The organism is Streptomyces huiliensis, from assembly GCF_020037025.1.
GTDB classification, from domain to species: domain Bacteria; phylum Actinomycetota; class Actinomycetes; order Streptomycetales; family Streptomycetaceae; genus Streptomyces; species Streptomyces huiliensis.
Genome location: NZ_JAIQLH010000236.1, coordinates 1 through 9547 on the forward strand (window position 1 = coordinate 1; position 9547 = coordinate 9547).

A 9547-nucleotide genomic window follows, 5' to 3' on the forward strand; every position below is an offset into this window, starting at 1 on the left:
GCCGAGGCGTACACCCAGGGCCTGGCCGTCGACTGGACCGCGGTCTTCCCCGCCGCCAGTCGTCACCGCGTCGACCTCCCCACCTACGCCTTCCAGCGCGAGCGCTACTGGGTCGACGCCCCGCGCCCCGCCGGGGACGTCGGGCAGGCCGGACTGGCCGACGCCGAACACCCGCTGCTGGGCGCGGGCGTGGCCCTCGCCGGGGGTGAAGGGCTGCTGTTCACCGGCCGGTTGTCGGCGGAGAGCCACCCTTGGCTCGCCGACCACGCCGTCTGGGGCACGGTCCTCCTGCCCGGGACCGCGCTGGTCGAGCTCGCGGCGCACGCGGGCGGCCAGGCCGGCTGCGGGACCCTGGAGGAACTGACGCTCCAGGCGCCGCTCGTCCTGCCGGAGACCGGTGCGGTCGACGTACAGGTGCGGCTCGGCGCGCCGGACGCGGACGGACGGCGGCCCGTCGGGATTCACTCCCGACCCGCCACCTCCGCGAGGGAGTTCACCGACGACGGCTGGGTGTGCCACGCCACCGGCACGCTCGGCACCGCCGCCGCGGCGGAGCCGCCCGCCCCCGCCCCGGCCGCCTGGCCGCCCGCCGCGGCGGTCCCCGTCGACCTCGACGGGCTCTACGAGCGCCTGGCGGACGACGGGTTCGGCTACGGCCCGGCCTTCCAGGGGCTGCGCGCGGTGTGGCGGACCGAGGACGCGTTCCACGCCGAGGTCCGGCTGGCGCCCGAACAGCACGCGGACGCCGACCGGTTCGGCGTCCACCCGGCGCTGCTCGATGCCGCCCTGCACACCACCCTCCTTGAGGGCGTGGACCAGGTACGGCTGCCGTTCGCCTGGACGGGCGTCACCCTGCACGCCGCCGGCGCGACCGCGCTGCGTGTCCGGCTCGCCCGGACCGGCCCGGACACGGTGGAGCTGACCGCGACCGACACCACCGGCCGGCCGGTGGCCTCCGTCGCGTCGCTCGCCGTCCGGCCCGTCCGGCCCGAGCAACTGCGGAACGCGGCGACGGGCGTGCGGGACGCGCTGTTCCGCCTCGACTGGACCGAGCCGGGCGGGGGAGAGGGCGGCTCCTCCGGCACCTGGGCCGTGCTGGGTTCCTCCCCGGCGGCCGACGCCCTCGCGGCCGCGCTGGCGGACGCCGGTACGCCCGTCGCCGTCCACCCCGACATGGACGCCCTGCCGGCCGACGGCGCTCCGGACGCCCCGGACGTCCTGCTGCTGCCGTGGGAGGGCGAAGGCGCCGACCCGGCCGCCGCCGCCCACGCCTCCGTCCACCGGGCCCTGGCCGTCCTCCAGGACTGCCTCGCCGCCCCCGCGCTGGAGAACACCCGCGTGGTGTGGGTGACGCGCGGCGCCGTGAGCGCCGGCGACGGCGAGGACGTCACCGACCTGCCGGCCGCCGCCGTGCACGGCGTGCTGCGGTCCGCGCGGGTGGAGCACCCGGGCCGGTTCGCGGCCGTGGACCTGGACGGCGACCCCGCGTCCGTCCGCGCCCTGCCGTCGGTGCCGTTCGCCGACGAGCCGTGGACGGCCGTACGGGCGGGCCGGGTGCTCGTGCCCCGGCTGGCCCGCGCGGGAGCGGGCGGCGGCCCGGAAGCCGTGGCGCCCGGGGACGGGACCGTGCTGGTCACCGGCGGTACCGGCACGCTGGGCGGGCTGCTGGCCCGGCACCTGGTCACCGTCCACGGCGTACGGAACCTCCTGCTGGCCGGCCGGCGCGGCCCGGACGCGCCGGGCGCCGCCGAGCTGGTGGCCGAACTCACCGCGCTGGGCGCCCGGGTGACCGCCGTGGCCTGTGACGTCGCCGACCGGGACGCGCTGGCGCGGGTCGTCGCGGCGGCCGAACCGCCGCTGACCGGCGTCGTCCACGCGGCCGGCGTCCTCGACGACGGCGTCGTCACCGCCCTGACCCCGGAGCGGATGAGCGCGGTCCTGCGGCCGAAGGCCGACGCCGCCTGGCACCTGCACGAGCTGACCCGGGACGCCGGGCTGTCCATGTTCGTCCTCTTCTCCGGCGCGGGCGGCATCCTCGGCAACGGCGGGCAGGCCAACTACGGTGCCGCCAACGCCTTCCTGGACGGCCTGGCCGCCCACCGGCGGGCGCTCGGCCTGCCGGGCCTGTCGATGGCGTGGGGCCACTGGGCCGACACCAGCGCCATGACCGGGACGATGGACGACGCCGACCGCGCCAGGATGCGGCGCTCCGGCGTCCTGCCGCTGACCGCCGCCGAGGGACTCGCCCTCTTCGACGCGGCCCTCGGCCAGGACCGGGCGTTCGTCGTCCCGGCCCGGCTGGACCTCGCCGCCCTCCGGACCGGGACCGGCACCCCGCCGCCGCTGCTGCGGTCCCTCGCGGCCCCGGCCGGGCGGCGGGCGGCGGCCAATCAACCGGCGCATGAGTCAGCCGAGTTGGGAGCACGGCTGGCGGCGCTGCCGCCCGCCGAGCGCGGGAGCGTGCTGCTCGACCTCGTCCGCGCCCACGTGGCGACCGTCCTCGGCTACGGCTCGCCGGACGAGGTCGACACCGGCCGGGGCTTCCTCGAAGCGGGCTTCGACTCGCTGCGCGCCGTCGAACTCCGCAACCGGCTCGCCGCCGCCACCGGGCTGCGGCTGCCGGCCACACTCACCTTCGACCACCCGAGCCCGGACGCCCTCGCCCGGCACCTGCGGTCCCGGCTGGTGACGGACGAACAGCCCGTGCCCGTACCCGGGTTCGCGGAACTCGACGGCCTGGAGGCCGCCGTCCGGGCCCTGCCGGCCGGCGACCCCGGCCGCGCCGGGATCGCGGCCCGGCTGCGCGACCTGCTGACCGAGCTGAAGAACGACGCGGAACCCGCCGCCGGGGACGACGACGCGGTGACCGCGGCGACCCTCGACGAACTGCTCGACATCGTCGACGACGAACTGCGCAGGTCCTGATCGCCGGGCGGGGCGACCCGCCCGGCACCCGGGACCTGTTCGTGCCAGAGAAGGGCCACAAGCGACATGACCAGTGACGAAAAGGTTCTCGACTACCTCAAGCGCCTGACCGTCGACCTGCGCAGGACCCGGCAGCGGCTGCACGACGCCGAGGCCGGTGCCCGCGAGCCGATCGCCGTCGTCGGCATGGCCTGCCGCTACCCCGGCGGCGTCCGCACGCCCGAGGACCTCTGGCACCTGGTCGCGACCGGCACGGACGCGATCGGCGGGCTGCCCGCCGACCGGGGCTGGGACCCCGAGCTCCACGACCCGGACCCCGCCCGGCACGGCCGGGTGTACGTCCGCGAGGGCGGCTTCCTGGACGGCGCCGACCGGTTCGACGCCGGCTTCTTCGGTATCAGCGGGCGCGAGGCGCTGGCCATGGACCCGCAGCAGCGGTTGCTGCTGGAGACCTCCTGGGAGGCCCTGGAACGCGCCGGCATCGACCCGGCCGGGCTGGCCGGCAGCCGCACCGGCGTCTTCGCCGGCGTGATCTACCAGGACTACGCGTCCCGACTGCGGCGCGTACCGCCCGAGTTCGAGGGCTACATCGGCAACGGCAGCGCGGCGAGCGTCGCTTCCGGCCGCGTCGCGTACACCCTCGGACTGGAGGGCCCGGCCGTCACCGTCGACACCGCCTGCTCGTCGTCGCTGGTCGCCCTGCACCTCGCCTGCCAGTCGCTGCGGCTCGGCGAGAGCGCCACCGCGCTGGCGGGCGGCGTCACCGTCATGGCCTCGCCGATGGCCCTCGTCGAGTTCAGCCGGCAGCGCGGGCTCGCCCCCGACGCCCGCTGCAAGGCGTTCGCCGCCGCCGCCGACGGCACCGCCCTCGGCGAGGGCGCCGGCATGCTCGTCCTCGAACGGTTCTCGGACGCCCGTCGGCACGGCCACCCCGTCCTCGCGGTCATCCGGGGCTCCGCCGTCAACCAGGACGGCGCCAGCAGCGGCCTCACCGCCCCCAGCGGCCCCGCCCAGCAGCGCGTCATCCGCGACGCCCTCGCCAACGCTCGGGTGGCGGCGGCCGACGTGGACGCGGTGGAGGCGCACGGCACGGGCACCAAGCTCGGCGACCCCATCGAGGCCCAGGCCCTGCTGGCCACCTACGGCCAGGACCGGCCGGCCGACCGGCCCGTGCGCGTCGGCTCGGTGAAGTCCAACATCGGCCACGCGCAGGCGGCGGCGGGTGTCGCCGGCGTCATCAAGATGGTGATGGCGCTGCGGAACGGCACCCTCCCGCGCACCCTCCACGTCGACGAGCCGTCCCCGCACGTGGACTGGTCGGCCGGCGCCCTCTCCCTGCTCACCGAACCGGCGCCCTGGCCTGCGGCGGGGCGGCCGCGGCGGGCGGGGGTGTCGTCGTTCGGGGTCAGCGGGACGAACGCGCACGTGGTGCTTGAGGAGGCGCCGGGGGAGGCGGGGGCGGCCGGGGCCGCCGGGGCCGAGGGGAGCGCGCCTGCCGGTGCGGCCGCGCCTTCCGGCAAGGCCGGGCCCGTGTCGGACGCGGCTACGGCCGCCGGGCTCAGCGCCCACGCCGCCGCCCCCGACGACGGCGCCACCGCCGCCCGGGCGGAGCCGTCCGTCACGTCGGCGGTGCCCTGGCCGCTGTCCGCGAAGACCCCGGAAGCCCTACGCGACCAGGCCGCCCGCCTCCTCGCCCACCTCGACGCCCACCCCGACGAGACGCCCGCCGAGGTCGGCGCGGCCCTCGCCCGCGGGCGCTCGGTCTTCGAGCACCGGGCGGTGGCGGTGGGCACGGACCGCGAGGAACTCCGCGCGGCCGTAGCGGCATTGGCCGCCGGAGCGTCCGCTCCGGGCACGGCCGAAGGCGCGGTACGCGGCACGACGAAGGTCGTGTACCTCTTCCCGGGGGACGGCACCGGGACGGGAGCCGGGGTACGCCGACTGATCGCCGAATCCCCGGTGTTCGCCCGCCGCTTGGCGGAGTGCGCCGAGGCACTCGCGGCCGGCACGGGCCGGCCTGCCGCGGACGTGCTGCGGGGCCTGGTCGGTGCGATCGGTCAGGCCGAGGCACCCGGTACATCCGGCGCGCCTGAGGCGATGTGCGAGCCGGGCGCGGCCGCCGCTCCGGCGGCGACGACAGCGACCGGTCCGACGGCGGCGACCGGTCCGACGGTGGTGCCCGGTGCGACGAGGGTGCCCGGGGTGGCCGACGCTCCCGCCGCGGCGATGGACATCGGTCCGACGAGGGCGTCGGGTACGGCCCCGCGGGCCGGCGGTACGGACGCGACCGCGGCCGGGGGAGCCGGTGAGTCCGGTGGGGTTGGTGTAGGGGAGGCGGCCGACACGCTCAGCGCGGCCGACACGCTCAGCGCGGCCGACACGCTCAGCGCGTCCGGCACGGCCGGCGAGTCCAGCGTGACCGGTGGGGCGGAAGCGCCTCATCCAGCCGGTGGACCCGTGACAGCGGGCGTGACCCGGCGTTCCTCCGGCGCGGCCGGACGGCCCGGCACCGCCGGCACGACCGGTGGCAGTACGCCGTCCGGCGGGACCGGCGTGCCCCGCACGACCGGCGGCCTGGACGCCCGCGCCGCCCACTGGGCCGTCGCCGTCTCGCTTGCCGCGCTCTGGCGGCACCACGGCGTCCGCCCGTCGGCGGTGGTCGGTGACGGCTCCGGCGAGATCGCGGCGGCCTGCGCGGCGGGGGTGCTCTCGCTGCGGGACGGTGCCCGGTTGGTGCTCGGTGAGGCCGCCGGCGCGGTGACGCCGCGCCCGGCGGAGGTGCCGTTCCGCACGGCGTCCGGAGAGACCGCCTGGCGGCCCGCCGCCGACCCGACCGAGCACGGACTCGGCCCCACGGTAAGCGAGTTGGCTGCCGGCACCCGGACGGCGTTCGTCGTCATGGGGGCGGCCGCCGACGCCCTCGCCGAGGCGGCCGGGCCTGACTCGTCCGTCGTACCCGCGCTGCGCGCGGACGGCGGCGCCCGGGGCCTGCTGGGCTCGCTCGCGGAGGTGCACGTCCGCGCCGCGGAGGTGGACTGGTCCGCCGCCCTGCCGGCCACCGGCCTCCGCCGGGTCGACCTGCCGACGTACGCCTTCCAGCGCCGCCGCTACTGGCTGGACGACGCCCCGGCCGCCGGGGACGTCGCCTCCGCCGGGCTCGGGGCGGTCGACCACCCGCTGTTGGGCGCGGCCGTCGAACTGCCCGACGGCGACGGGGTGCTGTACTCCGGCCGGCTGTCGGCGCGGACGCACCCGTGGCTCGCCGACCACACCGTCCTCGGCCGGACGCTGCTGCCCGGTACGGCCTGCCTGGAACTCGCGCTGTGGGCCGCCGCCCGCGCCGGCTGCGGCCTGGTCGAGGAACTGACCCTGCACGCCCCCCTCGTCGTCGGCGACTCCGGCGTCCGCCTCCGGCTGGCCGTCACCGGCCCGGACGCGTCCGGGCGCCGCCACCTCACCCTCGACGCGTGCGCCGACGGCACCGACTGGACCCGGCACGCGAGCGGCACCCTGGCCGAAGCCGCGCCGCCGGCCGCGCACGACCTGATGAACCGCCCTCCGGAAGACGCTGCCACGACGGACGTCACCGCCTTCTACGAGCGGGCCGCCGCACGCGGTTACGCCTACGGACCCGCCTTCCGCGGCCTGCGGTCCCTCCGCCGCCACGGCGACGAGGTCTTCGCCGAGGCCGCCCTCGACCGGGACCGGCAGGCGGAGGCCGCCCGCTACCGCCTCCACCCGGCCCTCGCCGACGCCGCCCTCCAGACCCTCGGCGTACTGGCGGAGGACGAGGGCGGCGCGCCTCGGCTCCCCTTCGCCTTCCGTGACGTGGCCGTCCACACCCCGGGCGCCGGCACCCTGCGCGTCCACCTCGCCAGGACCGGCCCCGACACCGTCACCCTGACCTTCGCCGACCCGGCGGGCACCCCGGTCGCCTCGGCGGGCGCGGTCGTGCTGCGAACCGTCCGGGACGGGCGCACCGCGGCGGACGACCAGGAGGCGCGGGACGCGGAGAGCAACACCCCGGCGGCCCTGTACCGCCTGTGGTGGACGCCCGTCCCCGCGCCCACCGCTCCTGGGTCTGGTGCGCCCGGGCAGGACGAGCCCGCCACCCCGGCTCTCACGTCCGTCACACCCGCCTCGCCCCCCGCGCCCGCCGGCCAGGGCGAGCCCGCCGCGCTCGGGTCCGCCGGTGCAGGTGCCGCCTCCGGGCGGAGCGGGCCCGAGGCACCCGCCCCCGGCCAGGACGCTGCCGTCGCCCGGCCGTCCATCGTCCTGCTCGGCAGCCCTGGTCCCGAGAACGCCACGGTCGCGCACCTGCCAGAGGTCTCCGTCCACCCGGATCTCGCCTCGCTCGGGGCGGCTGTGGACGGCGGAACGCCCGTACCGCAGGCGGCGGTTCACGTCTTGTCCGCCGCCCCCGGTGGTCCCGCACCGGAAGCCCTGCGGGCCGCCACCGGTGCCGCGCTGGAGCTCGCTCGTTCCTGGGTGGGGGACCGCCGCTTCGCCGGGGCGACGCTCGTCGTCGTCACGCGGGGTGCCCTGGCCGTCCGTCCCGGTGAGGGCGTGGCCGACCCGGCCGCCGCGGCGGCCCTCGGGCTGCTGCGGACGGCTCAGTCCGAGCATCCGGCGCGGATCGTTCTGCTGGACACGGACACGCCTGTGGACCGGGGCGTGCTCAGGGCCGTCCTGGACGCGGGCGAGGCGCAAGTGGCGGTACGGGACGGGGAGATGCTGGTTCCGCGCCTGGTGCCGGCGGAAGCGGCGTCCCGGTCCGCCGACGCCCCCGCACTCGACCCGGACGGCACCGTGCTCGTCACCGGCGGCACCGGCGCCCTCGGCGGCGAGGTGGCCCGGCACCTGGCCCGGTCGGGAGCGCGCAGGCTGCTGCTCGCCGCCCGGAGGGGGCAGGACGCGCCCGGCGCCGCCGAGTTGACGGCCGAGCTGGCCGCGCTCGGGGCCGAGGCGACCGTCGCCGCCTGTGACGTCTCCGACCGCGCCGCGCTCGCCGCGCTGCTGTCCGGCGTACCTGAGGCGCACCCGCTGACGGCCGTGTTCCACGTCGCCGGCGTGACCGACGACGGCGTCCTGGACGCGCAGACGTCCGAACGTCTCGACGTCGTCCTGCGGCCGAAGGCCGACGCCGCCTGGCACCTGCACGAGCTGACCCGGGAGGACGACCTGGCGGCGTTCGTGATGTTCTCGTCGGCGGCCGGAACGTTCGGCTCCGCCGGGCAGGGCGGCTACGCGGCGGCCAACGCCTACCTGGACGCCCTCGCCCACCACCGCCGGTCGCTGGGCCTGCCCGCGCAGGCCCTGGCCTGGGGGCTGTGGGCCCGGAGCAGCACGCTCACGGACGCGCTCGACGCGACCGGCCGGGCCCGGCTCGGCCGGACGGGCGTCCTGCCGCTGGCCACCGACGACGCCCTCGCGCTGCTGGACGCCGCCGGGGCCCACGACGAGCCCGTCCTGCTGCCCCTCCACCTCGACCCGGCCCGCGCGGCGGCCCAGGGGAAGCCCCCGGCGTTGCTCCAGGCGCTTCTCACCGCGGAGCCGACGAGCGAGCCGACAACCGAGCCGACGGCCGAGCCGAGGGCGGAACAGGAAGCGGAACAGGAAGTGGAACGGGAAGCGGAACAGGAAGTCGCACCCGCCCCGCCCGGCCACCGTTACGCCACCCTCCCCGAACCCGAGCGCCGCCGCGCGCTCCTCGGGCTCGTCCGGACGCACGCCGCCGCCGTCCTCGGCGAGGCGACCCCCGCCGACATCGCGCCCGACCGCGGCTTCGTCGACCTCGGCCTCGACTCCCTCGCCGACCTCGAACTCCGCGACCGGCTGCACGAGGCCACCGGACTGCCCCTCGCCACCACCCTGATCTTCGACTACCCGACGGCGGCCGTCCTCGCCGACCACCTCTGCGCCGAGTTCGCCGCCACGGCACCCGCCGACGACCCCGGCCCGGACCCGGTCGCCGACGAACTCGACCGGCTGGAGGCCGCCTTGGCCCCCTACGCCGCCGCCGACGACGGGACGAGGGAACGCGTCGCCCGGCGCCTGAAGGACCTGCTGTCCCGCTGGACCACCGACCGGCCCGACCACGGCTCCGGCCGCCCCGGGACGGACCCGGGCACGGACCCCGGGCAGGACGCCCGCCCCCACGACGACTTCGCCACCGCCACCGACGACGAGCTCTTCGAAGCGCTTCGAGAGCTGCGCACCGCAGACCGCGGCTGACCACCGAACCGCACACCCCCCGAGGAGCTGGCTCGAAGTGAGCAACGAAGAGAAGCTGCGCGAACACCTCCGGTGGGCGACCGCCGAACTCAAGGAGTCCCGCCGCCGCGTCAGGGAACTGGAGGACGGCGGCCACGAGCCGATAGCCATCGTCGGCATGAGCTGCCGGCTGCCCGGCGGAGTCGACTCGCCCGAGGACCTGTGGCAGTTGGTGGTCAAGGGCGGCGACGCCATCGGCGCGCCGCCCGCCGACCGGGGCTGGAACATCGACGACCTCTACGACCCCGACCCCGAACCGGGCCGCCCCGGCACCACCTACGTCCGCGAGGGCGGCTTCATCGACGGCGCCGACGGCTTCGACCCCGCCTTCTTCGGCATCAGCCCGCGC

Annotated in this window: 3 protein-coding genes; all 3 read left to right on the forward strand. The window is 77.7% G+C overall.

The annotated features are described in order from the left end of the window. The coding region (locus JNW98_RS29395) for a type I polyketide synthase (RefSeq protein ID WP_223771339.1) at positions 1–2925 on the forward strand (2925 nt) is incomplete at its 5' end. A gap of 66 nt (positions 2926–2991) precedes the next feature. Next, positions 2992–9159: a type I polyketide synthase gene (locus JNW98_RS29400; protein ID WP_308015679.1), complete on the forward strand. Its 6168-nt coding sequence runs from the start codon at positions 2992–2994 to the stop codon at positions 9157–9159. A 37-nt stretch (positions 9160–9196) separates the two neighbouring features. Further along, positions 9197–9547 (forward strand): beta-ketoacyl synthase N-terminal-like domain-containing protein (locus JNW98_RS29405; protein WP_223771340.1); only part of this gene is annotated, 351 nt, incomplete at its 3' end.